The following is a 25025-nucleotide window of genomic DNA, read 5'->3' as shown; positions in this document are numbered from 1 at the left end:
TCATTCCCCGAGCGGACTGCCGAGATGGCTGTCGAGGAGGCCGCCCGCGGGCGCGTCACCGGGCTTCGGCCGCTCGGCCGCCCGCACCGGCTCCAGGTCGGCCGCGATGTAGCGGGCGGCCACGTGGATCGCCCGCAACGTCACCGACACCGACGGCCGGTGCACGCTGGAGCCCCGGGCCACCGCGTGCACGTCGCGGCCGACGGGGTTGCCGGGGATCGGCCGTACGGCGAGGCCGCGCACGCCCCCCGCGAGCGCGAGCGCCGGCACGGCGGCGATGCCGATGCCCTTGGCGACCAGCGACAGGATCGTGGTCAGCCCCTCGAACTCCCACGGCGTCGGCCGGATGCCGCCCACGTCCACCAGCAGCCGGTCCACCGCCAGCCGCGACGGCTCGCCGTCGGGCGTCGCCATCCACGGCTCGTCGCGCAGCTCCCGCAGGTCGAGCGGCACGTCAGGGTCGGCCAGGCGGTGCTTGCGCGGCACCACCAGGACCAGCGGGTCGCGCAGCAGCGGGAAGACGCGCAGGCTGTCGCTGTCGTGGACCCGGCCGTACCAGTCGTCCACGAGCGCGATGTCCACCTCGCCGGAACGCACCTCGCGCATGCCGCGCCCGGAGCGGGCCTGGCCGAGCCGCAGGGTCAGGCCGGTGTGCCGGCGCAGCGAGCGGGCCAGCGCGGGCGCGAAGGCCACCGCCGCCGTGGGGAACGCGGTCACCACGACCCGCCCGGACGGGGTGCCGGCGTGCGCCGACAGGTCGGACTCGGCCTCCTCGACCATGGACAGGATGCGCTCGGCGTGGAGGACCAGCCGGCGGCCCGCGTCGGTGAGCTCGGCGCTGCGCGCGGTGCGGTCGATGAGCGCGGTGCCCGCCTCGCGTTCGAGCGCCTGGAGCTGCTGCGAGACGGCGGAAGGGCTGTAGCCGAGCGCGGCGGCGGCGGCCGCGATGCTGCCCCGGCGAGCGAACTCGCAAATCAGGACCAACCGCCGCAATTCGAGCATCAGACTTCCTTACGCCTACCCACGAAAAGCCTCGCTTGTGGTGATGCCTTCATCCAATCACGCTGGGAACGTGACAGCCATGACGGTTACCCTGTCCGCCACTCTGGCGGCCAACGAGGACATCGAACGAAGACGGCGCGCCGGGGAACGCGTGCTCCACCTGGCCTTCGGCGAGGCCGGGCTGCCCGTCCACCCGGCGCTGCGCGACCGGCTGGCCGCCGCCTCCGAGCACAACGGCTACGGGCCGGTCGCCGGCGCGGCCGGGCTGCGGGAGTCGGCGGCGGGCTACTGGGACCGGCGCGGGCTCCCCACCGACCCCGAACTGGTCGTCTGCGGACCGGGCAGCAAGTCCCTGCTGTACGGCCTGCTGCTCGCGATCGGCGGCGACATCGTGCTGCCCATGCCAAGCTGGGTCAGCTACGCCGCGCAGGCCGACCTCGTCGGGTCCCGTCCCGTCCTGGTGCCGGCGCCGCCGGGAGAGGGCGGCGTGCCCGATCCCGATCGCGTGGCCGCCGAGGTGCGCGCCGCCCGCGCCGCGGGCCGGACCGTCAGCTCCGTGCTGGTCACGCTGCCGGACAACCCGACCGGCCGGCTGGCCTCGCCGGGATGCGTCGCCCGCCTCGTGGAGGTGGCGCGGGAGCTCGACCTGACGATCATCTCGGACGAGATCTACCGCGACCTGGTGCACGATCCCGCGCTGCCGTACACCTCGCCGGCCGACCTCGCCCCCGAGCGCACGGTGATCACGACGGGGCTGAGCAAGAGCCTGGCGCTCGGCGGCTGGCGGATCGGGGTGGTCAGGCTCCCCACGGGCGCGCACGCGCTGCGCGGGAAGCTGCTGGCCGTGGCGAGCGAGATCTGGTCGGCGCCGGCCGCTCCCGTCCAGGAGGCCGCGGCCTACGCCTTCGGCGAGCCGGAGGAGCTGGTGGAGCGGGTGGCGCTCAGCCGCCGGCTGCACGGCACGCTCGCGCGGGCGGTGCACGCGTGCTTCACGGCCGTCGGCGCGCGGGTGCCGGAGCCGCAGGGCGGCTTCTACCTCTACCCCGATCTCGGCCACCTCGGGGTGGGCGGCTCGGCCGAGCTCACCAAGGTGCTGCTGGAGGAGCACGGCATCGGCGTGCTTCCGGGACACGCCTTCGGCGACGACCCGGCCGCGGCCCGCGTACGGGTGGCCGTCAGCCTGCTCTACGGCGCCTCGCCCGAGCAACGCATGACCGCTCTGACCAGCGAAGAACCGCTTCTGCTGCCCTGGATCGCGGACAGTCTCGACCATCTTTCCCGCGGCCTCGCGAGCCTCGCGCTCCGCCGTGCGTGAACCGGGCCGGACCGACGGCTCGCCGCCATGTCACGGTTAGGCGAATTTCTGCCCAAGAGCCGGTTGAACGTCCCCCAAAAGGGGCCTCTGACCTGCGAAAACGGCCCACTTGTGGAAACCCGGGAAAGATCTTCCTGGCGGCATGGTCACACACACCCCGTGCACCCTTCATCATGTGCACATGCCCGCTCTTGTCACCTTGTCCGGGCGCCTCGTGCGCCTGGAGCCTCTCAGCCTCGCGGTGGTCGATGACCTCGTCGCCGCGGCGAGTGAAGACCGTGCCACGTACGCCTTCACTCGGGTCCCGGACGGCCGGGACGAGATGGTCTCCTATGTGGAGGCCGCCATGGCTGAGCAGGCGGAGGGCCGCACGCTGCCCTTCGCCATCCGGTGGCTGAACACCGACCGCGTGGTCGGTGCCACCCGTCTCATGCACCTGGAGTATTGGCAGGGCCCCATGCCCTGGCCTCCGGGTACGCGCGGCGCGGTGGGCGACATCCCGTCCGTGGCGGACATCGGTTACACCTGGCTGGGCGCGAGCGCCCAGGGCACGGGTGTCAACCGGGAGAGCAAGTTCCTCATGCTCTCGCACGCCTTCGAGACCTGGGACGTCCACCGCATCACTCTCAAAGCAGACGTACGCAACACCAAATCCCGGGCCGCCATCGAGGCCCTCGGCGCACACTTCGACGGTGTGCGGCGAGCGGACAGCCGAGGCGCCGACAACACGGTCCGAGATACCGCGTTCTACTCGATCCTGAACTCCGAATGGCCGCTCGTCCGCGAGCGTCTGCTCAGCCGGATGGGACTGTTCGAGGCAGCCTGAGTCTCCGTTCACCTCGGCCCCGCCCACACAAATGGGCGGGGCCTGTATTTTTCGGCCCCGCCGTCGCTCTGCATGAAGGCGTACTGAATCTAGGTGACGATCGTCCCTCGATCTATCATTTGGTCACAAAACGTTCCATTTGCTGGGAGACAGACGGCATGGCTGGTCAGAGCGGTGAAGGCGGCCTGTGGTTCGCCGTGCTCGGTCCTGTCCGCGCGTGGCGGGACGGCCGGGAGCTCGACCTGGGCACCCCACTTCAGCGGTCCATCCTCGGGATGCTGCTGCTGCGCGAGGGCCGCGCGATCTCGCCCAACGAGATGATCGACGCCGTGTGGGGCGAGGACGCGCCGCCGCGGGCCCTCGGCGCGCTGCGCACCTACGTCTCCAGGCTCCGCACCGTGCTCGAACCCGACCGGGTCGCCCGCTCCCGCCCCGAGCTGCTGACCTCCATCGGCCGCGGCTACGCGCTGCGGCTGCCCGACGACGCCCTCGACCTGACCCGATTCGAGCGCCGCATCGCCGAGGCCGAGACCGCGCGCAGGTCCGGCCGGCCGCGCGAGGCCGCCGACCGCCTGCGCGCCGCGCTCGCCCTGTTCGAGGGCGAGCCGCTGGCCGGCACCGTCGGCCCGTACGCCGAGCACCAGCGCGACCGCCTCGCCGAGCGCCGCCTCAGCGTCGTCGAGACCCTCATGGACGTCGACCTGGAGCTCGGCGACCACGCCGCGGTCGTCTCCGAGCTGATCGCGCTCACCGCCGACCACCCGCTGCGCGAACGGCTGCGCGCCCAGCTCATGCTGGCCCTCTACCGGTGCGGCCGGCAGGGCGACGCGCTCAACGTCTTCACCGAGACCCGCGAGGCGCTGATCGACGAGCTGGGCATCGAGCCCGGTCCCGAGCTGACCGCGCTCCACCAGCGCATCCTCACCGCCGACCCCACGCTCGCCCCGCCTCCGGCCCCCGCCGAGGAGCCCGCGGCCGGGGCCGGGAGTGCCGCCGAGTGGCCGGTCGAGGAGCCTCAGCAGCCCGCCGAGGAGGAGCCGTACGCGGCCCCCGAGCTGCCGAGGCCCGCCCAGCTCCCCGCCGCGGTCACCGACTTCACCGGCCGCAAGGAGCAGGCCGCCCGGCTGCGCTCGCTGCTGTCCACCGCCTCCGCCGAGGGCCTGCCCCTGGTGGCGATCTCCGGCATCGGCGGCGTCGGCAAGACCACGCTCGCCGTGCACGTCGCCCACCAGGTCGAGGAGGTCTTCCCCGACGGCCAGCTCTACGCCGACCTGCGCGGCTACGGCGACGGCGCCACGGCGCCGGAGTCCGCGCTCGGCGGCTTCCTGCGCGCCCTCGGCATCCCGCCCGACGTCATCCCCGACGGCCTCGCCGAGCGCTCGGCGCTCTACCGCTCGCTCCTCGCCGAGCGGCGCGTCCTGGTGCTGCTCGACAACGCCCGCGACGCCGAGCAGGTCAGCCCGCTGCTGCCCGGCTCCCCCGGCTGCGCCGCGATCGTGACCAGCCGGGTCAAGCTGGCCGACCTGCCCGCCGCCCGGCTCGTGGACCTCGACGTGATGGAGCCGGACGAGGCCCTGTCGCTGTTCGCCGCCGTGGCCGGACCCGAGCGCGTGGCGGCCGAGCACGGCGCGGCCATGGACGTCGTCGCCGCCTGCGGGTTCCTGCCGCTCGCGGTGCGCATCGTGGCCGCCCGCCTGGCCGCCCGCCCGTCCTGGACGGTCGCCTCGCTGGCGCCCCGCCTGGCCGACGAGCAGCGCCGGCTCGACGAGATGCGCGTCGGCAACCTGGCCGTGGAGGCCACCTTCGCGCTCGGCTACGGCCAGCTCGCGCCCGAGCAGGCCCGCGCGTTCCGGCTGCTGTCGCTGCCCAGCGGGCCCGACATCTCCTCGGAGGCCGCGGCGGCGGTGCTGGCGCTGCCCGCGTACGAGACCGAGGCGCTGCTGGAGTCGCTGGTGGACGCCAGCCTCCTGGAGGCCCCCGGCCCCGGCCGCTACCGCTACCACGACCTGCTCAGGCTGTTCGCCCGCCGCGAGCTGAACAAGGCCGAGCGGCCCGAGACGCTCGCCCTCGCGCTCGGCCGGCTGCTCGGCTTCTACCTCGCCTCCGCCCAGTCGGCGCACCGGCTGGCCTACGAGGGCAGCGCGATCGCCGACAACCTGGTGGTGGTCGGCACCGGCCGTACGTTCACCACGGTCGACGAGGCCGTGGCGTGGCTGATCGCCGAGGGCGACTCGCTGTTCGCCGCCATCGGCCAGACCGCCGCCTCCGCCCGCTCCGGCGAGCAGCTGCTGCCCGCCGGCGACCTGCTGGTGGCGATGGAGCCGCTGCTGGAGTCCGGCACCCACACCCGCGAGTTCGACCAGGGCACTAGGGCCGTGCTGGCCGCCGCGCTGCGGATCGGCGACCCCGGCAGCGAATTGCGCTCCCGCTACGTGCTCGGCAGGGTGCTGTTCGCCGCCAACCGGCTGCGCGAGGCCGAGGAGCAGTTCAGGCGGGTACGCGAGCTGTCGGCCGAACGCGCCGAGAAGGTCGTCACGGGCGAGGTGCTCAACGCCCTGGCCGTGGTCGTCGGCAGGCAGCGCAGGCACGCCGAGGCGCTGGCGCTGTTCGAGGCGGCCATGACCTGGTATCGCGAGAACGGCGTGCCCGCCGGCGAGGCGCTGGTGCTCAGCTACTCCGCCCGCGACCACCTGGGCCTCGGCCGGCCCGACGACGCCATCGCGGCGGCCGAGAAGGGCCTGGCCATCTTCACCGAGATGGGCAGCGGCGCCGGCACCGCCCGCGCCCGCTACCACCTCGGCATCGTGCTGTCGCGCGTGGGCCGCCTCACCGAGGCCGTCCACCATCACGCCGAGTGCCTGGCCTTCTTCCGCGCCAGCAAACAGCGGGTTTGGGAGCAGCGGGTGTGCTCACGCCTGGCGGAGACGTTCATCGCCGCCGAGCGTTATCCGGAGGCCGTCCGCCACGCCGAGCAGGCCCTCGTCGTCTCCCGCGACATCGGCCACCCCTACGGCGAGGCGCTGTCGCTGACCGTGCTCGGCAAGGCCCTGCGCGGGCTCGGCGACCTCTCCAGGAGCCTCGCCTGCCTCCGGCAGGCGTACGACGTCTTCTCCCGGCTCGGCGCCCCCGAGGCCGGCGATCTCAAGGTCCTGCTGGACGGCGTGCCCCACGGCGCCGTCGTCGAGACCTGAGTACAGCTCGTCGTCCAGACGTGTCATCCACACATGGTTGATCAAGGCTGTCCTCGGCATTCACGATCGGCGCTCGTGATCGGCTGATGAGCAGCCCGGCCGGTCATCCTCACCGCCGCGCTTCGCCAGGGGGCCCGGTCATCCGGATGCTCCACGCGACGGCCAGCCGCCTCACTGCCGAACGACCGGCCGGACCCGACACGGCCCTCGAACCCCCCAGGTCCGTGTCGTAGGTCACAGTCTTCACTCCGGGAGTTGACGTCCGATCAACGCCGGATCAAAGCAGGAAATAGCCCTCCGCGATGAGCGGCCGGATCGCGTCGGCGTCCGGCATCTCGCCCTCCCCGACCAGCTCGGCGATCACGTTGAGCAGCGGGCCGAGTGCGAGGTCGCCGTCGCACACCCCGGCCAGCGCGGCCTCCACCGTGCCGACCTCCCTGCTGCGCCGCAGCCCCTGCGTCTGGCGCAGCACGATGCGGATCGGGTCCTCCGCGCCGGGCAGGCCGACGCGCTCGTCGAGCAGGCCGACGGCGGTGCGCAGCCGGGCCGCGCCGAGATCGCCCGCCCGGTGGGCGGCGGCGATCGAGTCGAGCACGTCGTCGACGTAGTCGCCGACCGGGAGCACCACCTGGTGGTCGAGGTGCTCGACGCGGACGACCGGGTCGAGGGTGCCGGACGCGCGCATGGTGATCCAGCCGAAGCCGATGCCCTCGACCTTGTGCTCGTCGAACCACGACAGCCAGCGGTCGTAGAGCTCGGTGTAGCGGGGGGTGCCCTGCCGGGCGGCGTCGCGCAGCCACAGCTCGACGTACTCGGCCGGGTCCTGGACGTCGCGCTGCACCACCCAGCCGTCGCAGCCGGTCTCGCGCAGCCAGCCGCCCACCCGCTCGTGCCAGTCCTCGCCCTCGACGTGCAGCCAGTTGGCCAGGAAGTGGGCCTGGCCGCCGGGGTTGAGGTGGTCGGGCGTGCGGCGGACGAGCTCGCGGCAGAAGGCGTCGCCGGCCTCGCCCGACTCGCGGTAGGTCAGCTTCCCCTCGCCGACGGGCGCGATGACGAACGGCGGATTGCTCACGACCAGGTCGAACCGCTCGCCCTCGACCGGGTCGTACGCAGAGCCCTCCCGCGTCTCCACGCCTTCGACGCCGGACAGCTCCCAGCTCAGCCGGGCCAGCTCCAGGGCGCGCGGGTTGAGGTCGGTGGCGACCACGCGCTCGGCTCGCCCGGCCAGGTGCAGCACCTGGACGCCGCAGCCGGTGCCGAGGTCGAGCGCGCTGCCCACCGGGCGGCGGGTGACGAGCTGGGCCAAATTGGCCGAAGCCCCGCCGGCCCCCACGACGTGGTCGGGCCGCAGCGGCGGGTCGCCCGGCCGCACCTTGCGGTCGGAGACGAGGTAGCCGCCGGTCTCCCAGGGCTGCAGGTGGACCGTCGCCCGCACCTCGCCGTCGCCGGCCTCCTCGACCAGGCCCGAGTCCAGGACCTCCGGGCCGAGCGCCGCGGCGGGCACGGGCACCCCGAGCCACCACAGCCTGATCAGCGTCGCCAGGGGGTCGCCGCCGGCGGTCGCCCGCAGGGCGGGCACCAGCTCCTCGCGGGCCAGGGCCGAGGCGGCCATGCTGCCGAGCCGTTCGCGTACGCCGTCGATCGTGTAGTCGGTTCGGAGGAGGAGTTGGCGCAGTCGTTCCACCCACCCATCCTTTCACCGTGGACGCTCGCACATGATCTGCCACCGACAGTGCCCATACTGTTACACAAGTACCCAAGTGAACTGCAAGCCACAGGTAAGCGCGACGGGGTATCTCTATGGAGGCAAGGAACGACTCTTAGGAGTGGGTCTCATGCTGATCCCCTGTTTGGCCTGCGAGTCCCGCTTCGGGCCCGACGAGTACTTCAACGCCTGCTCCGACTACAACCGCGGCCTCGACCTGGTGTCCTGGACGTGCCCCCACTGCGGCAACCGCGACGACCTGCGGGTGCTGCCGGGCGAGCTCGGCTTCGGCTATCCGCACCGCGGGCGGTTCGCCGTGCACGACCGGGTGCGGGTGCCCGGGCTGCGCCGGCAGCGGGGCGAGCTGCGGCTGGACATCTCCTTGGAGCGGTCCAGCTGGCGGGTCCACACCCGGCTGCGCCAGCCCGCCTGAAGGAGGTCAGCCCTCCTCGGAAGTCAGCCCGCCTGAGGGAGGTCAGGCCGGGCGGGCGATCGGCACGGCCGGCCGCGTATCGCCGCGCAGCACCCGCTCGATGTCGGCGACCAGCGCCTCGGCCAGTTCCTCCCGCGTCTCCCCGGTGGCCTCGGCGAGCCGGGGCGTCAGCACCACGTTCGGCAGCCCGATCAGCGGATGCGACGGATCCAGCCACTCCCCCTCGAAGTGGTCGAGCCCGGCGCCGCCCACCTGCCCCCGGCGCAGCGCCTCGACCAGGGCCGTCAGGTCGTGGAGCGCGCCGCGCGAGGTGTTGAGATAGATCGCGCCGGGCCGCATCGCGCCGAACTCCGCGTAGCCGAACATGCCGCGCGTCTCGGCGGTCAGCGGCAGGTGCAGCGAGATCACGTCGGACTCGGCGAGCAGTGCGGCGAAGGTGTGGGTGGCCTCGGCGACGCCGGGATCGCAGGCGATCACCCGCATGCCGAGCCCCTCGCACCGCCAGCGCATGGCCTCGCCGACCCGGCCGAGCCCGACGATGCCGAGCGTACGGCCGGTGAGCCGGCGCCCGCGGTGGCGCTGGGCGGGCGGCACCTTGCCGCGGTAGGCGCGGCCCCTGCGCACCTCGCTGTCGGCGGTGACGATGTGCCTGCTGACCGCGAACATCAGCGCCAGCGTCAGCTCGGCCACCGCGTCGGCGTCGCGGTCGCCGGCGTGCAGGACGGGCACCCCGCGCTCGGCGGCGAGGTCGAGATCGACGCTCGTCGGCGGGCCCATGACGGCCACGACGTCGAGATCGAGGTCGAGGACCGAGGCGCCCACCTGGTCCCCGTCGGTGACGAGCACGGTGGCGCCGGTCTCCACGACAAGATCGGCCAGCCGCTCGTCGGTGAAGCCGAGGTCCGGGCGTGCGGGAGCCTCGGTCAGCTCGGCCACCTCGGCCAGGCGGGCGAGCGCGCTCTCCGGCAAGACGGGCAGTACCAGAGCCCGAGGTCGTCTCACAAGCAGCACGATAACACCACGAACCGTGCTCAAATCATCGCTCCCCGTGCAGGCGACTACACGCGCGTCACCCGGCGGGCTGGCGGAGGCTGTGCCAGGCCGCCTCGCCCAGCCCCTTGATCTCCTCCTCGGTCGGCGTGTGCGCCCCCGCGAACCACAGCCGGCACATCTCCTGCGCCGGACCCAGCCACAGGACGTAGCACATGGTGGGGTGCACGGGCTGGAGCAGGCCGTTCTTCATGTGCGGCCGCCACCAGTCGGACACCTTGCGGAAGAACGCCCGCCGGGCCTCGGCGACCTCCGCGCCGCCCGGCTCCTGCTTGCGCGGCGGCCGCTCGCTGATGAGCAGCCGGGCCCGCTCAGGATGCTCGCCGGCCCAGCGCATGTGGAAGGCGACGACGGCCTCGATGCCGGCGCGCGCCTCCTCGTGCTCGGTGAGCTCGGCGAGGAAGGCTTCCTGGTAGGCGTCGAGGATCTCGGCGTAGAGGACGCCGAAGACGTGCTCTTTGCTGGCGAAGTGGTGGTAGAAGCTGCCGACGCTGACGCCGCTCTCCTCGCGGAGGCTGGCCAGCGTCGTGGCCGACACCCCGTCCTGGCTGAAGCGGCGGAGGGCGCCCTCGATGATGCGGGTCCGGCCGTCGCGTCCGTTCTTGACACTCTTCACACTGTCAATGGTGTGGCAACAGAACCTTGTTCCGCAAATAGGACGGCCGGATCGATCATAGCGGTCACCTCGACCGCCCCGGAGCACACCGTCATCCGGGCGTCCGGCCACACCCTGCGGATCAGCCGCAGCGCCCGCCGGTTCTCCCCCATGACGTCCATGGCGACGGTCCGCGCGCCCCGGACGAAGGCCCTGAGCAGGAGCGTACGGACCAGGCAGGGACCGAGCCCGCGGCCCTGCCAGTCGTCGGTGACGACGACCGCGACCTCGACGTCGGCGACGCCGCCCTGGTAGCTCATCGCGTGCCCGACGATCTCGCCGTCCGGCGTGGTGGCCACGAGCACGTCACGCCGCTCGTTCACCGCGACCAGGGCGCGGACGAGGCTCGCCGCCGGCGACGGCTGGCCGGTGAAGAACCGCAGCGTCTGCGTGTGCAGCGACAGCCCGCACAGGAAGCGGCGGACCCGTTCCTCGTCGTCGGGCCCGGCGGGGCGGATCTGAGTTCCTAACATGGACTCAGCCTGCCCGGTCAGACCTGAGTCTGTCAATCGAACTCAGATATAATGAAAAAATGAACGTTCCCTTCCGGGTGGACAACTGCTCGATCGAGCGCACCCTGGACATCGTCGGGGAGAAATGGACCTTCCTGGTGCTGCGTGAGGCGTTCAGCGGCGTGCGGCGCTTCGCCGACATGCAGGCCGTCACCGGCGCCCCCCGCCAGGTCCTCAGCGCCCGCCTGGCCCGCCTGGTGGAGGAGGGGCTGCTGCGCAAGGAGCCCTACCGCGAGCCCGGCCAGCGGCAGCGCGACGAATACCGCCTCACCGACAAGGGCCGCGACCTCTATCCGCTGCTGGTCGCGCTCATGCACTGGGGAGACCGCTACCTGGCGGACGACGACGGCCCGCCCGTGCTGCTCACCCACCGCGACTGCGGCGCGCCCATCGAGCTGCACTTCCGCTGCGCGGACGGCCACGAGGTGTCCGGGCCGCGCGAGGTCACCCCGCTGCTGGGCACGGGCGCCCGGATCAGGAGCGCCTGATCAGGGCGAGGCGCGTACGAGGGCACCGGCAGGTCTGCCTACCCTGGAGAGCGTGTACCGGATCCTGCTGACGCCCCGATGGCTCGGGCTCACCCTGGTGGTGCTGCTCGCCATCCCCGCCTTCGTCTTCCTCGGGCGGTGGCAGTACGGGCGCTTCGAGGAGCGGTCGGCCAACAGCGAGCGGGTCACCGCCAACATCGAGGCGCCCCCGGTGCCGATGGAGCGGCTGGCCGCGCCCGGCGGGCGGGTCGAGGCCGCCGACCGGTTCCGCCGGGTGACCGTGGCCGGCTCCTACGACCCCGCGCACGCCCTAGTCGTACGCCGCCGGCCCCAGGACGGCCGCCCCGGCTTCTACGTCCTGACCCCGCTCGTCACCGCCGACGGCACGGGCGTGCTGGTCAACCGGGGCTGGGTCCCGGCCGGCGCGACCGCCGACACCCCGCCGACCGTGCCGCCGCCGCCCACCGGGCAGGTAACTGTCACCGGACGGCTACGCCAGAGCGAGACCGAGAAGTCGTCCGGCATCCGCGCGGTCTCCGGCCTGCCGGCCGGGCAGGTGCTGCTGATCGACGCGGGATCGATCGGGCGGCAGGTCCCGTACCGGCTGGTGGACGGGTACGTCGAGCTCATCTCCCAGGAGCCGGCGGTAAAGCCGGCGCCCGAGCCGGTCCCCGCGCCCGACGTGGGCGCGGGCGGCGGGCTCAACCTGGCCTACGCCTTCCAGTGGTGGTTGTTCATCGGCGTGGCGATCGGCGGCTGGGTGCTGCTGCTGCGCCGCGAACTGGCCGAACAGCGTGACGGGCAGCAGTCGGGCATACCCGCAGCGCCCGAGGAGGCGCGGACCCCCTCGACGTAAGGTGATGGGGTGATCCGGCACATCGAGTTCGCCAACCTGTGCAACTTCCGCGACATGGGTGGATACCCCACCGCCGACGGCCGCGCCATCCGGTGGCAGCGGCTCTACCGTGCCGACTCGCTCGGCTGGCTCGACCGGGACGACCTGGCCGCCTTCCGCGCGTTGCGCGTGCGTACGGTCATCGACCTGCGCCACCCGTTCGAGATCGAGAGGATGGGGCGGGTCCCGGAGAGCGAGGGGCAGCGCTACCACAACCTGCCCATCGAGGGCCGCCGCTGGGACGTCAACGCCTACGACGAGGCCCTCGGCGTGGCCCGTTACCTCGCCGACCGCTATCTGGAGGTCACCGAGGACGGCGTGGACAACCTGCGCGCCGCGCTGGAGATGATCGCCGACGCCGGCAACGCGCCCGTGGTGATCCACTGTGCGGCCGGCAAGGACCGCACCGGCGTGCTGGCCGCGCTGGTGCTCTCGCTCGCGGGGGTGAGCGAGGACGACATCGTGGCCGACTACGCGCTCACCGGCCTCGCCACCGAGCGCTTCATCGCCGACTGGCGGCGGCGGCACCCCGACGCGGCCCTCTGGCCGGGCTTCGGGCTGGCCCCTGCCGAGGCGATGCGCTTCTTCCTGACCGATCTGACGGCCAGGCACGGCTCGCCCGAACGGTACGTCTCGCAGGTCGTGGGCCTCTCCCCCGCCGCGACCGAGGAGCTGCGCCGGCACCTGCTGACTGAACCCCGCCCGCAGGGGTAGAGGGCGCGGCAGGGTCCGCGCGAGCAGCATCCCTCGCCGGAACAAGCGGACCCGAACGCCCGGGATCGTCCGGCGATCCCCCTCCCCGGCGATCCCGGGCCTCGGCTTCGGATACCCAACGGATACGTCGCAGCTTGTTCGACGTTATCCCGTCGTCGTACGGTTACCTGCGTGACTACGCCGCTGCTCCCCGACCCCGAACCCCGGCGGCGCGACTACGTGATCATCTCAGCCGACGATCACCTGATCGAGCCGCCCGACCTCTTCGAAGACCGACTGCCGGAGAAATACGCCGACGTCGCGCCCAAGGTCGTGGAGACGGAGGCGGGTCACCAGGTCTGGCGCTACGGCGGCGCCACCTACCCGTGCGCCGGCATCGACGTCGGCGCGGGGCTGCCCCGCGAGCAGTGGACGCTCGACCCGGTCCGCTTCGAGAACATGCGCCCCGGTTGCCACGACATCGAGGCCCGTGTCCAGGACATGGACGTGGCCGGCATCTGGGCCGCGCTGTGCTTCCCCGGCATGCTCGCCCAGCAGGCCGGCATGCCGTTCGCCAGGACCCGCGACCAGGAGCTCGGCCTCGCGCTGGTCCGCGCGTGGAACGACTGGCACATCGACGTGTGGGCGGGCACCTATCCCGAGCGGGTCATCGGCCTGCAGCTCCCGTGGCTGCCCGATCCCGACGTGGCCGCCAAGGAGATCCGGGCCAACGCCGCGCGCGGCTTCAAGGCCGTGGTCTTCCCCGAGTTCCCCAACCGGCTGCGGCTGCCGTCCATCCACACCGGCCACTGGGACCCGTTCTTCGCCGCCTGCGAGGAGACCGGCACCGTCGTGTGCCTGCACACCAGCGACTCCTCGTGGTCGCCCGTGCCCTCCCCCGACACGCCCATCGAGGCCATCACCACGCTGATGCCCACCACCGCCATGTTCGCCTGCGCCGACTGGCTGTGGTCAGGGCTGCCGCTGCGTTTCCCCGCACTGCGCATCCTCATCGTCGAGGGCGGCGTGGGCTGGCTGCCGCTGCTGGCCGAGCGCGCCGACTACGCGCTCGACCACCCGGTGGCGGGCGAGGCGTCGTGGGACGGCGGGCTCAAGCCGAGCGAGGTGCTGCGCCGCAACTTCTTCTTCGGCACCCGCGACGACCACGCGCTGTCGGGGGTGCGGCTCGCGGTCGGGCTCGACCACGTGCTCCAGGAGAGCGGCTATCCGCACTCCGACTCGACCTGGCCCGACACGCAGAAGGCCGTCTCGCGCAACCTCGGCCCGCTGCCGCCCGCGGACATCGCCCGGGTGGCCTACGGCAACGCGGCCCGCCTGTTCGGGCACCCGCTGCCGTCGCGGGCCTGGCTGCGTATGGAGGAGATCTAGGCCTCCCCTTCCACCTGACCCAGGATGATCCGGCGCTCGTGCTCGACGTAGCGGCCGCTCTCGCCGAGGAGCGCGGTCGCCAGCCACAGGAACACGCCGAAGTCGTCGGCGACGCCGATCAGGGTGAGGAAGTCGGGGATGACGTCGATCGGCGAGATGATGTAGACGACGCCGAGGGCGATGAGGCCGAGCCGGCCCTTGCCCATGCCGCCGTACTCTCCGCGCATCACCGCGCGCACCATGCGCGGGATGGCGCGCACCCTGGTCATCAGAGCGGGCGATCCAGGCTTGGTCACCTCGCGGTACGTACGCCACGCCGCCGCTGCCCGTGCTGCCTTAGCCATCATGTCCAACCCCCTACCCCCGGCTTTTCACGATATAACGCGACGCCGGGGTGAGAGGTTCCTGTCGATCACCGCATGGCGTCGTGCGCGAAGGGCCGGGCCCGCTCGATCTGGGCCGCCACCCGGACCAGCAGGTCCTCCCGCCCGTACGCGGCCACGAGCTGCACGCCGACGGGCAGCCCGGCGGCCGTCCGGTGCAGCGGCAGGGAGATCGCCGGCTGGCCGGTCGCGTTGATCGGCGAGGTGAACGCGACCGCGTGCGCCGTACGGCCGAGCGCGAGGGTGAGGTCGTCGGACGGGATCCAGCCGAGCGGGAACGGCGCGACCCCGAGCGACGGCATCAGCAGCAGGTCGTGCCCGGCGCTCCACCAGGCGGCCATGCGGCGGCGGAAGGCGTCCACCCACTGGGTGGCGCGGAGGTGCTGCGCCGCGCTGCGGCTGCGCGCGGCGGCCACCATGGCGGCGTTGCGCGGCTCCAGCTCCTCCGGCTCGACCGGCTTGCCGCGCAGCTCGCCGAGCCCGTCGACCGTGGCGGCCAGGTTCTCGGCCACGATCGCGCCGAAGTGGGAGGGGAAGTCCGGGTCGGCGAGCGCTTCAGGGCCGCCGGGCGTCACGTCGTGGCCCAGCGACTCCAGCAGGGCGGCCGCCGCGGTGACCGCCTCCGCCGGCTCGGCCGCCTCCGGGACGTCGGCCCTGGGGTGGGCGGTGAGGTAGCCGACGCGCAGCCGTCCGGGGTCGCGTCCGGCCTCGGCGGCCAGCGGGCCGGGCAGCGCGGGCGCGTCGTACGGGTCGCCCGCGTGCAGCCCGGCGACCACGTCGAGCGCGGCGGCGGTGTCGCGTACGGTCCTGGTGACGAATCCCGGGCAGGAGAAGCCGCTCCAGCCCTCGCCGAGCGCCGGGCCGAGGCTGACCCGCCCCCGCGACGGTTTGAGCCCCACGAGGCCGCACAGGGACGCGGGGATGCGGATGGAGCCGCCGCCGTCGCTCGCCGTCGCCAGCGCCACCATGCCGGCCGCCACGGCCGCCGCGGAGCCGCCGCTGGAGCCGCCCGCCGAGTACGCCGGATCGTACGGATTGCGGGTCGGCCCGAACGCCGCCGGCTCGGTGGTGATCGTGCTGCCGAACTCGGGCGTGTTCGTCCGCCCCAGGATGACGAACCCGGCCTCGCGCAGCCGCGTCACGCCGTAGCCGTCCCGGGCGTCCTCGACGCTGTCACGGACCGCAGAGCCCGCCGCGTACGGCTCGCCCGCCTGCCGCCAGCCCAGGTCCTTCAGCAGGATCGGCACCCCGGCGAAGGGCGCCTCGCGCGGCAGGCGGTCCAGTTCGGCCAGCGCCCGCTCGAACCGGGGGAAGACGACCGCGTTGAGCTCGCCGTCGCGGGCCTCGATGGCGGCGATGGCGGCCTCGGCCAGCTCGCGGGGCGACAGGTCGCCGTTCCTGATCGCCGCGGCCTGCCCGACCGCGTCCAGCCTCAGCGCGTCATGCACGGTCCGTCTCCCCTGCCTTGGGCGACAGGTCGCGTACGGCCTGCTCGATGGGGATCTCGCCGCCGGGGATGGGCGCGAGGATGGGGGTGTCGAGGCCGTTGGCCACGTACTCGCGGATCCTGGCCCGGCAGGTGGCGGCGTCGCCGTGCACGATGAGGTCGTCCACCACCTCGTCGGGGATGGCCTTGAGCGCGGCCTGGCGGTCGCCGGCCGCCCACGCCTCGTGCATGGGGCGCAGGAGCTCGCCGCGGCCGAGCCAGTCGTGGAAGGCGGCGTACACGGGGACGGTCAGATAGCTCGCCAGCATCCAGCGGGCCAGCTCGCGGACCTTGTCGGTGTCCTCGCTCACGCACACGAACAGGCGGGCGATCAGCTCGGTGCCCGGCCCGATCTCGGCGCGCACCTTGCGCACGTCGGCGGGCGAGAGCCAGTTGGTGATCGCGCCGTCGGCCTCCTCGGCCGCCAGGCGCAGCATGCGGGGGCGCAGCGCGGCCAGCACGATCTTCGGCGGGGTCTTCGGCGCCCGCTCCAGCTTGAAGCCCTTGATCTCGAACGTCTCGTACGCCTCCGTCACCTTCTCCCCCGCCAGGGCCTTCTTGAGGAAGCGCAGGGTGTCGCGGGTGCGGGCGTAGGGCTTGGTGAACGTGCCGGCGTTCCAGCGCTCGACGATCGCCGGCGAGGAGGCGCCGATGCCGAGCACGAACCGGCCGGGCGCGAGGTCGGCGACCGTGGCCGCGGACATGGCCAGCAGCCCGGGGCCGCGCGTGGAGACGGGGACGATGGCGCTGCCCAGCCGGACCTCGGGCGCCCACTCGGCGGCGAGGGCGAGCGGCGTGAACCCGTCCACGCCGTTGACCTCGGCCGACCACGCGTCCGTGTAGCCGAGCCCGGGCAGCTCGGCGATCAGCTCCCGTGACCTCGCGAGCGAGCGGTCGTAGAAGGGGATGGTCATGCCCCAGTTCTGCGTCATCGGCGCGCCTCCAGAATGATGTTCCGACGAGGCGACCATACCAACCGTTTGGTATGTCCCCCTAGGCCCGCCAGGCCCCCGCTAGGCCCGCAGCTCGTGCACGGCCGCGATGAAGTCCTGCGTGATCCCCCGCAGCCCCGGCAGATGCGACAACCCGACCAGCCGGTCCACCAGCGGCACCGTCACCTCGATCAGCCGGTACGTCCGCGCGCACCCCGGCGAGGTGTCGTGCACCCAGAACAGCACCATCCCCATGGACAGCAGCCACAGCAGCTCGGGCAGCTCCTCGCGCAGCTCGGCGTTCATCCGATCGGCCGACCCCTCGACGACCTCGCGGTAGAGCGCGATGGACGCCTCACGCGCCGGCGACGACTGCTTGCTGAACGGGCTCAGCGGGTTGGTCGGCTCGGCCGCGTGCTTGAAGAACTTCACGGCGAACTCGTGGTACGGCTCGGAAACGCGGACCCACTCGCGCAACACCCCGCTGAGCCTGGCCGCGAACGATCGCTCGGTGGCCAGGAACTCCGCACAGGCCGCCTCGTGCTCGGCCTGGGCGCGGTCGTAATACGCCTGGATCAACGCCTCCTTGCTGTCGAAGTAGTAGTAGGCGTTGCCCACGGACACCCCGGCCTCGGCGGCGATGGCGCGCATCGTGGTCCTGTCGAAGCCGCGCTCCCTGAACAGTCGCAAGGCCGTCTCGACGATGACCTCTCGGGTGCTCTCCGATCCTCGGTTTCGGGCTTCGGACACGTTCGTCACTGTACGTCGTGAAACGCGGTTCAGTCATGGAGCCGCACGGTGATCACCGCCACAAGGCAAAGTTGCGTCCGCGGCGGGAGTTATCTCAGGTGAATGGTGGGATTGTCGTTTGTGGCGGAAGGGCTATTTCCGCGAAAAAGGCATCGACATGTGGATACGTGGAACAGCTCGACTCACCGTGGTCGCGCTCCTCGGCATTGAGATCACCATAATCGCATCGGCTTCGGCCGCCGCCGCCGCGTCCCACCCCGGAGGGACGCGGGCTGCGGACGGCACGACCGACACAGAAACCCGCTACGGGACACCGCAGCCGGAGCAGCCCGCCTTCCTGACGGCGCTCGCGAACGCGCTGGAGTCCCGGACGGACCGCGCGGCCCTCGACCGCCTCGCGCTTCTCCAGCAGCGCCTGGAGGGGCACGACGGCCGTGGCGGGCCACCGCACGGCGACGCCCGCCTCCCGCAGGGCGACGTGTGGGCCCCGCACGGAGACGGGTGGGCGCCGCTCGGCGAGATCCGCGTCCCGCGGAGCGACCTCGGCTTCCCGCAGGCCGCCGGCGAGCCCGCGTGGCTGCCTGGCGAGAACCGCGAGCACTCGGCGAGCACGGAAGCGGAGACCCTGACGGGCCCGCTGGAGCAGGCCGGCCGCTCGCTGGCCGAGGCCCTGCGCGACCCCGTCCGCACCGCCGTCGTACGGATGCCGAAGGCCCGCCGGCCCGTCGTCCACAGCCGCGCCAAGGTGCTCGACAAGCAGGCCCGCGTGGACCTCACGCGCGTGCTGCCCCGCCAGGCGTCGATCCGCATGTCGCACGCCACGGCGGACGGCTGGCTCAGGACCGCCGGGCTGCGTACCAAGTCGACCGGCAACTGCACGAGCAAGCACCACCACCACTGCACCTCGCTGGACAACGTGCGCACCGGCACGGTCGCCCAGATCATCCAGCTCAAGCAGGAGAGCCACTGCCCCATCCTGGTGACCGGCGGCACGGAGGACGGCCACGCGCCCGGCCAGTTCAGCCACGGCAACGGCTACAAGCTCGACATCGGCCACAATTCCTGCATCGACCAGTACATCACGAAGAACTACCAGCGATCAGGAGTGCGCGGCGACGGCGCCCGGCTCTACCGCTCGCCCTCGGGCACGACGTTCGCGAACGAGAGCGACCACTGGGACATCCTGTTCCGGTGACAGACGCACGGGACCCGGACAGTGGACGTGAACGCGAGTGGACGCCGCACCGGTCGTGCGACGTCCACCACTGAAGCGCGACTACAGCTCGCCCGCCACCAGCTCGGCGATCTCCGCCGCGTTGAGCGCGGCGCCCTTGCGCAGGTTGTCACCGCACACGAACAGGTCGAGCGTGTTGGGGAAGTCGATCGCCTGACGGACGCGGCCGACGTAGGTCGGGTCGTTGCCCACGACGTCGAGCGGCGTCGGGTAGACACCGTTGGCCGGGTCGTCCATGAGGACCACGGTCGGCGCCGCCTCCAGCACGCGGTGCGCGTCGGCGACCGTGATCGGGCGCTCGAAGCGCGCGTGCACGGCCAGCGAGTGCGTGGTGATCACCGGCACCCTGACGCAGGTCGCCGAGACCTTGAGGTCGGGGATGCCGAGGATCTTGCGGGACTCGTTGCGGAGCTTCAGCTCCTCGGAGGCCCAGCCGTCGTCCTTGAGCGAGCCGGCCCACGGCACCACGTTGAACGCGATCGGCGCGGGGAACGGCGACTCCTCGGGCAGCTTGTTGGCCAGCGCCTTACGCACGTCGCCGGCCGCCTGGCCGATCGAGCGGTCGCCGGCCAGCGCCTCGACCTCGTCGTACAGGCGGGCCGAGCCGGCCACGCCCGCGCCCGAGACCGCCTGGTAGGAGGCCACGACCAGCTCGGTCAGGGTGTACTCGGCGTGCAGCGCGCCCATCGCCGCCATCATCGACAGCGTCGTGCAGTTGGGCGTGGAGATGATGTTGCGGGGGCGCTGACGGGCGTCGAGCGGGTTGACCTCGGGCACCACCAGCGGCACGTCGGGGTCCATCCGGAACGTGCCGGACTTGTCGATGGCGATCGCGCCGCGCTCGGCCGCGATCGGCACCCACACGGCCGACACCTCGTCGGGCACGTCGAAGATGGCGATGTCGATGCCGTCGAACACCTCGGGCGCGAGCGCCTGCACCACGACGTCCTCGCCGCGCACCTGGAGCACCTTGCCGGCCGAGCGCGGGGAGGCCACGAGGCGGATCTCGCCCCAGATGTCCTCGCGGGTCGACACGATGTCGCGCATGACGGTGCCCACGGCACCGGTGGCGCCGATCAGCGCGAGATTGGGCCTGCTCATCGTCCGGTACCTCCGTACACCGTTGCTTCCACCTGGTCGGCGTCGAGATCGAAGGCGCGGTGCGCGGCCGCCACGGCCGCGTCGACGCCGTCCTGCCCGACGACCACTGAGATGCGGATCTCGGACGTCGAGATCATCTCGATGTTGACCCCCGCGTCCGCGATGGCCGCGAAGAACGTCGCCGTGACGCCGGGGTGCGAGCGCATGCCCGCGCCGATCAGCGACACCTTCCCGATCTGGTCGTCGAAGAGCAGCGACTCGAACCCGATGCGCTCCTGGATCTTCTTCAGCGCGCTCAGCGCCGTCTGGGCGTCGGCGGCGGGCAGCGTGAACGAGATGTCCGTGCGGCCCGTGGCCGCGGCCGAGACGTTCTGAACGATCATGTCGATGTTGATCTCGGCGTCGGCCAGCGTTTTGAAGATGAAGGCAGCCTCGCCGACCTTGTCGGGCACCCCGACAACAGTGATCTTGGCCTCGCTCCGGTCGTGCGCGACGCCGGAGATGATCGGCTGCTCCATCTCGGTTCCTTCGGTGTAAGGGTCGGAGACGACCCACGTCCCTTCCTTGGTGCTGAAAGAGCTCCGGACGTGGATCGGCAGGTCGAAGCGGCGGGCGTACTCGACGCACCGCAGGTGCAGGATCTTCGCGCCGCAGGCGGCCATCTCCATCATCTCGTCGTACGAGATCCTGGGGATCTGGCGGGCCGGGGGCACGATGCGCGGGTCGGCGGTGAAGATGCCGTCCACGTCGGTGTAGATCTCGCACACGTCGGCGTCGAGCGCCGCCGCGAGCGCCACCGCCGTGGTGTCCGAGCCGCCGCGGCCCAGCGTGGTGATGTCCTTGGTGTTCTGCGACACGCCCTGGAACCCGGCCACGATCGCGATGTGGCCCTGGGCGATCGCCTCCTGGATGCGGCCGGGCGTCACGTCGATGATGCGCGCCTTGCCGTGCGTGGAGTCGGTGATCACGCCGGCCTGCGAGCCGGTGAACGAGCGGGCCTCGTGGCCGAGGTTGGCGATCGCCATCGCCAGCAGGGCCATCGAGATGCGCTCGCCCGAGGTCAGCAGCATGTCGAGCTCGCGGCCCGGAGGCAGCGGCGACACCTGCTCGGCCAGGTCGAGCAGCTCGTCCGTCGTGTCACCCATCGCGGAGACGATCACGACCACGTCGTTGCCGGCTTTTTTCGTCGCGACGATCCGCTGCGCGACCCGCTTGATGCAGGACGCGTCGGCGACGGACGAACCACCGTACTTTTGCACAACGAGCGCCACGAGAGTCTCCCGGTTCGGACTTTGAGCTGCCAGTCTACTTGGGTCGTCTCATGTTCTTGCTGCGTCATACCACTATGTGGACCGATATGCCCGGTAACTGCGGGCCTTTCAGACCGCGGTCGCTTCCCCCGCGGCGTCGAGGGTGGACTCCTCCGCCACGTCGAGACGCGAGTGCGCGGCCAGCGCCTGCAGCGCCCGCATCGCGGCGCCCGCGTGGTTGCCCCAGGTGTTGAAGTAGGAGTACTGCCACCACCACAGCGCCTCGTGCGGCCGCCCGGCGCGGAAGTGCCGCAGGCCGTGGATGAGGTCGGCGGCGACCGCGGTCAGGTCGTCGGACAGCCGGTAGGGGGTGACGCCCGTGTCCTTGTACGGGTCGAACACCTCCGCGTAGTCGTCGACCGGCCCGAGCCGCTCGGCCAGCGCCGTGCGCACGCCGTCGATGTCGGGGTCCTCGCTCATCGGCGGCTCGTAGTTGCCGGAGAGGATGACGTCACGGTTGGCGCCGAGCTTGGCCCCCGCGAGGCTCACCTGAGCGACCTCGACCAGCAGCAGCGACCAGATGGCGTCGCCGCCCTCGCCGCCGGCGACTCTCGTCAGCCCGTCCACGTAGTCCTGCGCGTGCCTGGAGATCTCCTCGGCGAGCGTGCTCCACTCGTCAGACATCCAGCAGCCTCCGTCCTTCGAACGCGCGGCCCAAGGTCACCTCGTCGGCGTACTCCAGATCGCCGCCGACGGGCAGCCCGCTGGCCAGTCGTGTCACTTTGATGCCCATCGGCTTGACCAGACGGGCGAGGTAGGTCGCCGTCGCCTCACCCTCGAGATTGGGGTCTGTGGCGAGGATGAGCTCGGTCACCCGGCCGTCGGCCAGGCGGGTCATGAGCTCGCGGATGCGCAGGTCGTCGGGGCCGATGCCGTCGATCGGGCTGATCGCGCCGCCGAGCACGTGGTAGGTGCCGCGGAACTCGCGCGTCTTCTCGATCGCCACGACGTCCTTCGGCTCCTCGACCACGCAGATCACGTGCGTGTCGCGCCGCGCGTCGCGGCAGATGCGGCACTCCTCCTCGGAGGCCACGTTGCCGCACACCCGGCAGAAGCGGGTCTTCTCCTTGACCTCCAGCAGCGCGTGCGCCAGCCGCTTGACGTCGGCTGGATCGGCCGCGAGCAGGTGGAACGCGATCCGCTGCGCGCTCTTGGGACCGACGCCGGGCAGCAGGCCCAGCTCGTCGATCAGGTTTTGGACGACCCCTTCGTACATGCCTAGAACCCTGGCAACTGTCCGAGGCCGCCGCCGCCCAGCCCCTGCGCCAGCGGGCCGAGCTTCTCCTGCTGCAGGTCGGCCGCCGCGCGCACGGCGTCGCGGACGGCCGCGATCACCAGGTCGGCGATCGTGTCGGCCGTGTCCTGCGGGTCCGCGGCGTCGATGACGCTCGGGTCGATCTTCAGCTCCAGCAGCTCGCCCGATCCGTTGACGACGGCCGTCACCAGGCCACCGCCGGATGAGCCCTCGATCTGCGCGTCGTTGAGCTCCTGCTGGGCGCTCACGAGCTGCTGCTGCATGAGCTGGGCCTGCTCCAGCAGCTGCTGCAGGTTGACATCCCCTGGGTTCACCGTCGTGCGCTCCTCGTGGCTCCGCGTTCGTGACTGCCACGAGCCTACGGTGTTTGGGCGGCGACATGCACTGCGGGACGCCCCATGTTTCGTCACCGGCCCGCTCGCGGGCCATGACCGTGGTGCTGACCGTGGTGTTATTGGCCGGATCCCGGCCCCCCTCCAGTGTCCGAGACCCGGCCATCACGCCGGCGGAGCGGCCGCACCACGCCGACGCGTCGGGCCAGAACGCTAGGCGATCCAACGTTGCACACACGTTGCGCTCGTCCGGGCACCCTCCGCCATCGCCGATCGGGTTGCGCAGCCCGGCCGCAGGGCGGATGCTCTAGGTGACTACTTGGAGTGACCGATGAGTTACGCCCCTCCCGACGCTTGCTCCCGCCTTCTCCACGGGCCCCACGACGCCGCGGCCGCCGGCCGGGCCTGGCCCGACCCGCCCCGCGACCTCATCCGGGACTCCTGGCGCCGCTCCCTGGCCGCCGGGGTCGACGTCGAGGCCGGCGGCGCGCCCCTCGTCTGCGATCCCGCCCAGCTCGACGACATCCGCCGCGCCCATCCGCTGCACCCCCTGCTGCCGCTGCTCGCCACCACCCTCTCCGGCCTGATCGGCGGCACCGGTCACATCATGATCGTCAGCGACGGGCAGGGCCGGGTGCTGTGGCGCGACGGCGGCGCCGCGGTCCTGCACCGCGCCGACCGGGTCGGGCTGTCCGACGGGCACGCATGGGTCGAGTCCGCGGTCGGCACCAACGGCATCGGCACCGCACTCGCCGCCGGCCGTCCCGTGCACGTCTACGCGGAGGAGCACCTGATGCGGGTGCTGCGCGTGTGGTCGTGCAGCGGGGCCCCGATCACCGACCCCGACTCCGGCCGGATCATCGGCTGCGTCGACGTCAGCGGCCTCTCCCGCTCGCTCCATCCGGCCACGGTCGCCCTCGTCGGGGCGGCCGCCAAGCTCGCCGAGAGCCAGCTCGCGCTGCGCGTGCACGAGCGCGACGAGCGGCTGCGGCGGCGCTACGAGTCGCTGCGGGTGCGGCCGGGCGTCCTGCTCTCCCCCACCGGCCGGGTCATCTCCGGCGACCCCGGCGGGCGGCTCGGCGAGCGCGTGCCGCTCTGGGACGACACCGCGCCGCCCTCGGAGCGCCTCCCGGGGGGCGGGCGCGGCCTGCTCCGGCTGCCCGCCTCCGGCGGCGAGCGCCCGAGGCCGTCCGGGCAGCGCATGATCCTGCGCGACGGCAGCATGGCCGTGCTGGAGCCGTTCTCCGACGGCTACCTCCTCCGCACCGTCCCGGCCGCCGCGCCGGCCACGCTCACCCTGTCGTTCCTGGGCGAGGGCGTGCCGTCCATCACGTTCGGCGACCACGAGCGCGCCCTGTCGCTCCGCCACGCCGAGATCCTGGCCCTCCTCGCGCTCCACCCCCACGGGCTGACGGCCGAGCAGCTGTCGTTCCACGTGTACGGCGACGCGGGCAACCCGGTGACCATCCGGGCCGAGATCCACCGGCTGCGGGCGCAGTTCGGCAAGGCCGTCTCCGCCAAGCCGTACCGGCTGGCCTGCCCGGTGGAGGCCGACTTCCTCGTCCTGCGCCGCAGCCTGGCCGCCAGGGACGCGGCGGCGCTGGCCCGCGCCTACAAGGGGCCCCTGCTGCCGCGCTCCGAGTCGCCCGAGATCCGCCGCGAACGCGACGAGCTAGAGGCCCAGGTCCGCGCCTGCCTCCTCCGCCACGGCTCGCCCGAGCACCTGTGGGCGTACGCGCAGACGTGCAACGGCCGCGACGACTACGAGATCCTCGAACGCCTCGCCGCCCTCCACCCCACGGACGCCCGCGCCGCCGCCGCCCGCACCCGCCTCCTGCCTTGAGGGGGCACGGCCCCGTCAGATGTGGTCGGCAGAGGGGCCGCGGGGCGTTCGGGCGTGGTCAATTGAGGGGGGCGCGGGCCCGTCAGGTGCGGTCGGTCGCGGGGACGCCGGACCTTCAGACATGGCCGATCGAGGCGGCGCGGGCCCGTCTATGCGGCCGATCGAAGCGGCGCGGGCCCGTCTATGCGCCCGATCGCGGGGGCGCGGGGCCGTCAGGTGCAGCCGACAGAGGGGACGCCGGAACT

Annotated in this window: 24 protein-coding genes; 10 read left to right on the top strand and 14 right to left on the bottom strand. The window is 72.4% G+C overall.

Annotation, left to right across the window (positions count from 1 at the left end):
• Positions 1–1002 carry a LysR family transcriptional regulator gene (locus AC27IY_RS47670; protein ID WP_364457095.1) on the bottom strand — a complete coding sequence of 334 codons (1002 nt, stop codon included), beginning with the start codon at positions 1000–1002 and terminating at the stop codon, positions 1–3.
• Positions 1003–1081: 79 nt separating this feature from the next.
• Between AC27IY_RS47670 and AC27IY_RS47665 the strand changes: the two genes are divergently transcribed.
• From AC27IY_RS47665 to AC27IY_RS47655, 3 genes are all read left to right on the top strand, one after another.
• On the top strand, positions 1082–2317 hold the full coding sequence (locus tag AC27IY_RS47665) for a pyridoxal phosphate-dependent aminotransferase (protein ID WP_423477879.1): 1236 nt from the start codon (positions 1082–1084) through the stop codon (positions 2315–2317).
• Positions 2318–2498: 181 nt separating this feature from the next.
• A complete protein-coding gene (locus AC27IY_RS47660) occupies positions 2499–3143 on the top strand; it encodes a GNAT family N-acetyltransferase (RefSeq protein WP_329587668.1) in 645 nt (214 codons plus the stop codon).
• Positions 3144–3301: 158 nt separating this feature from the next.
• Positions 3302–6334 (top strand): AfsR/SARP family transcriptional regulator, encoded by a 3033-nt coding sequence (locus tag AC27IY_RS47655; protein WP_423451574.1) that lies wholly within the window; start codon positions 3302–3304, stop codon positions 6332–6334.
• 277 nt (positions 6335–6611) lie between these two features.
• On the opposite strand, the gene AC27IY_RS47650 is transcribed toward AC27IY_RS47655, so the two are convergent.
• A complete protein-coding gene (locus tag AC27IY_RS47650; RefSeq protein WP_423477876.1) occupies positions 6612–8018 on the bottom strand; it encodes a DUF7059 domain-containing protein in 1407 nt (468 codons plus the stop codon).
• Between the two features lie 151 nt (positions 8019–8169).
• On the opposite strand from AC27IY_RS47650, the gene AC27IY_RS47645 reads away from it, so the two are divergent.
• On the top strand, positions 8170–8472 hold the full coding sequence (locus tag AC27IY_RS47645; RefSeq protein WP_344208878.1) for a hypothetical protein: 303 nt from the start codon (positions 8170–8172) through the stop codon (positions 8470–8472).
• A 42-nt stretch (positions 8473–8514) separates the two neighbouring features.
• On the opposite strand, the gene AC27IY_RS47640 is transcribed toward AC27IY_RS47645, so the two are convergent.
• From AC27IY_RS47640 to AC27IY_RS47630, 3 genes are all read right to left on the bottom strand, one after another.
• Positions 8515–9474, bottom strand: coding sequence for a 2-hydroxyacid dehydrogenase (locus AC27IY_RS47640; RefSeq protein ID WP_423451577.1), 960 nt, complete (start codon positions 9472–9474; stop codon positions 8515–8517).
• Positions 9475–9541: 67 nt separating this feature from the next.
• Complete coding sequence (locus AC27IY_RS47635) at positions 9542–10138, bottom strand: TetR/AcrR family transcriptional regulator (protein ID WP_487181944.1); 597 nt, start codon at positions 10136–10138, stop codon at positions 9542–9544.
• Complete coding sequence (locus AC27IY_RS47630; RefSeq protein WP_344208884.1) at positions 10135–10650, bottom strand: GNAT family N-acetyltransferase; 516 nt, start codon at positions 10648–10650, stop codon at positions 10135–10137. The genes AC27IY_RS47635 and AC27IY_RS47630 overlap by 4 nt, the downstream gene beginning before the upstream one ends.
• A gap of 59 nt (positions 10651–10709) precedes the next feature.
• Here AC27IY_RS47630 and AC27IY_RS47625 point away from each other — a divergent pair, with 59 nt between their 5' ends.
• The 4 genes from AC27IY_RS47625 (at position 10710) to AC27IY_RS47610 (ending at position 14154) form a co-directional block, all read left to right on the top strand.
• On the top strand, positions 10710–11177 hold the full coding sequence (locus tag AC27IY_RS47625) for a winged helix-turn-helix transcriptional regulator (protein WP_423451578.1): 468 nt from the start codon (positions 10710–10712) through the stop codon (positions 11175–11177).
• A 52-nt stretch (positions 11178–11229) separates the two neighbouring features.
• A complete protein-coding gene (locus AC27IY_RS47620; RefSeq protein WP_449947621.1) occupies positions 11230–12033 on the top strand; it encodes an SURF1 family cytochrome oxidase biogenesis protein in 804 nt (267 codons plus the stop codon).
• Between the two features lie 9 nt (positions 12034–12042).
• Positions 12043–12786 carry a tyrosine-protein phosphatase gene (locus AC27IY_RS47615; RefSeq protein WP_423451580.1) on the top strand — a complete coding sequence of 248 codons (744 nt, stop codon included), beginning with the start codon at positions 12043–12045 and terminating at the stop codon, positions 12784–12786.
• Between the two features lie 171 nt (positions 12787–12957).
• The gene (locus AC27IY_RS47610; RefSeq protein WP_423451581.1) at positions 12958–14154 is read left to right on the top strand and encodes an amidohydrolase family protein; all 1197 of its coding nucleotides are present in this window, start codon (positions 12958–12960) and stop codon (positions 14152–14154) included.
• Here the strand turns inward: AC27IY_RS47610 and AC27IY_RS47605 are convergent.
• From AC27IY_RS47605 to AC27IY_RS47590, 4 genes are all read right to left on the bottom strand, one after another.
• Complete coding sequence (locus AC27IY_RS47605; RefSeq protein ID WP_423451582.1) at positions 14151–14501, bottom strand: YkvA family protein; 351 nt, start codon at positions 14499–14501, stop codon at positions 14151–14153. The two genes, AC27IY_RS47610 and AC27IY_RS47605, sit on opposite strands and share 4 nt — an antisense overlap.
• Before the next feature lie 65 nt (positions 14502–14566).
• The gene (locus AC27IY_RS47600) at positions 14567–15985 is read right to left on the bottom strand and encodes an amidase (RefSeq protein WP_487181943.1); all 1419 of its coding nucleotides are present in this window, start codon (positions 15983–15985) and stop codon (positions 14567–14569) included.
• Complete coding sequence (locus AC27IY_RS47595) at positions 15978–16955, bottom strand: LLM class F420-dependent oxidoreductase (RefSeq protein WP_487181942.1); 978 nt, start codon at positions 16953–16955, stop codon at positions 15978–15980. Before AC27IY_RS47595 ends, AC27IY_RS47600 begins: the two co-directional genes overlap by 8 nt.
• Before the next feature lie 81 nt (positions 16956–17036).
• Positions 17037–17705 carry a TetR/AcrR family transcriptional regulator gene (locus tag AC27IY_RS47590; RefSeq protein ID WP_329587709.1) on the bottom strand — a complete coding sequence of 223 codons (669 nt, stop codon included), beginning with the start codon at positions 17703–17705 and terminating at the stop codon, positions 17037–17039.
• Between the two features lie 157 nt (positions 17706–17862).
• Between AC27IY_RS47590 and AC27IY_RS47585 the strand changes: the two genes are divergently transcribed.
• Positions 17863–18900, top strand: a complete 1038-nt coding sequence (locus tag AC27IY_RS47585) for a hypothetical protein (protein ID WP_487181941.1) — start codon at positions 17863–17865, stop codon at positions 18898–18900.
• An 81-nt stretch (positions 18901–18981) separates the two neighbouring features.
• On the opposite strand, the gene AC27IY_RS47580 is transcribed toward AC27IY_RS47585, so the two are convergent.
• The 5 genes from AC27IY_RS47580 to AC27IY_RS47560 form a co-directional block, all read right to left on the bottom strand.
• Positions 18982–20040 (bottom strand): aspartate-semialdehyde dehydrogenase, encoded by a 1059-nt coding sequence (locus tag AC27IY_RS47580; protein ID WP_364457123.1) that lies wholly within the window; start codon positions 20038–20040, stop codon positions 18982–18984.
• On the bottom strand, positions 20037–21311 hold the full coding sequence (locus AC27IY_RS47575; protein WP_344208906.1) for an aspartate kinase: 1275 nt from the start codon (positions 21309–21311) through the stop codon (positions 20037–20039). Before AC27IY_RS47575 ends, AC27IY_RS47580 begins: the two co-directional genes overlap by 4 nt.
• A gap of 108 nt (positions 21312–21419) precedes the next feature.
• Positions 21420–21974 (bottom strand): DUF5063 domain-containing protein, encoded by a 555-nt coding sequence (locus AC27IY_RS47570; protein WP_344208908.1) that lies wholly within the window; start codon positions 21972–21974, stop codon positions 21420–21422.
• A complete protein-coding gene (gene recR, locus AC27IY_RS47565) occupies positions 21967–22566 on the bottom strand; it encodes a recombination mediator RecR (RefSeq protein ID WP_091088194.1) in 600 nt (199 codons plus the stop codon). The genes AC27IY_RS47570 and recR overlap by 8 nt, the downstream gene beginning before the upstream one ends.
• A 2-nt stretch (positions 22567–22568) precedes the next feature.
• Positions 22569–22919 carry a YbaB/EbfC family nucleoid-associated protein gene (locus tag AC27IY_RS47560; protein WP_020543009.1) on the bottom strand — a complete coding sequence of 117 codons (351 nt, stop codon included), beginning with the start codon at positions 22917–22919 and terminating at the stop codon, positions 22569–22571.
• A gap of 349 nt (positions 22920–23268) precedes the next feature.
• On the opposite strand from AC27IY_RS47560, the gene AC27IY_RS47555 reads away from it, so the two are divergent.
• Complete coding sequence (locus AC27IY_RS47555; RefSeq protein WP_487181940.1) at positions 23269–24780, top strand: helix-turn-helix domain-containing protein; 1512 nt, start codon at positions 23269–23271, stop codon at positions 24778–24780.
• The last annotated feature ends 245 nt before the right edge of the window (positions 24781–25025 follow it).

The organism is Nonomuraea sp. B208 (genome assembly GCF_057536035.1).
This window is presented reverse-complemented; position numbering and strand designations above follow the sequence as displayed.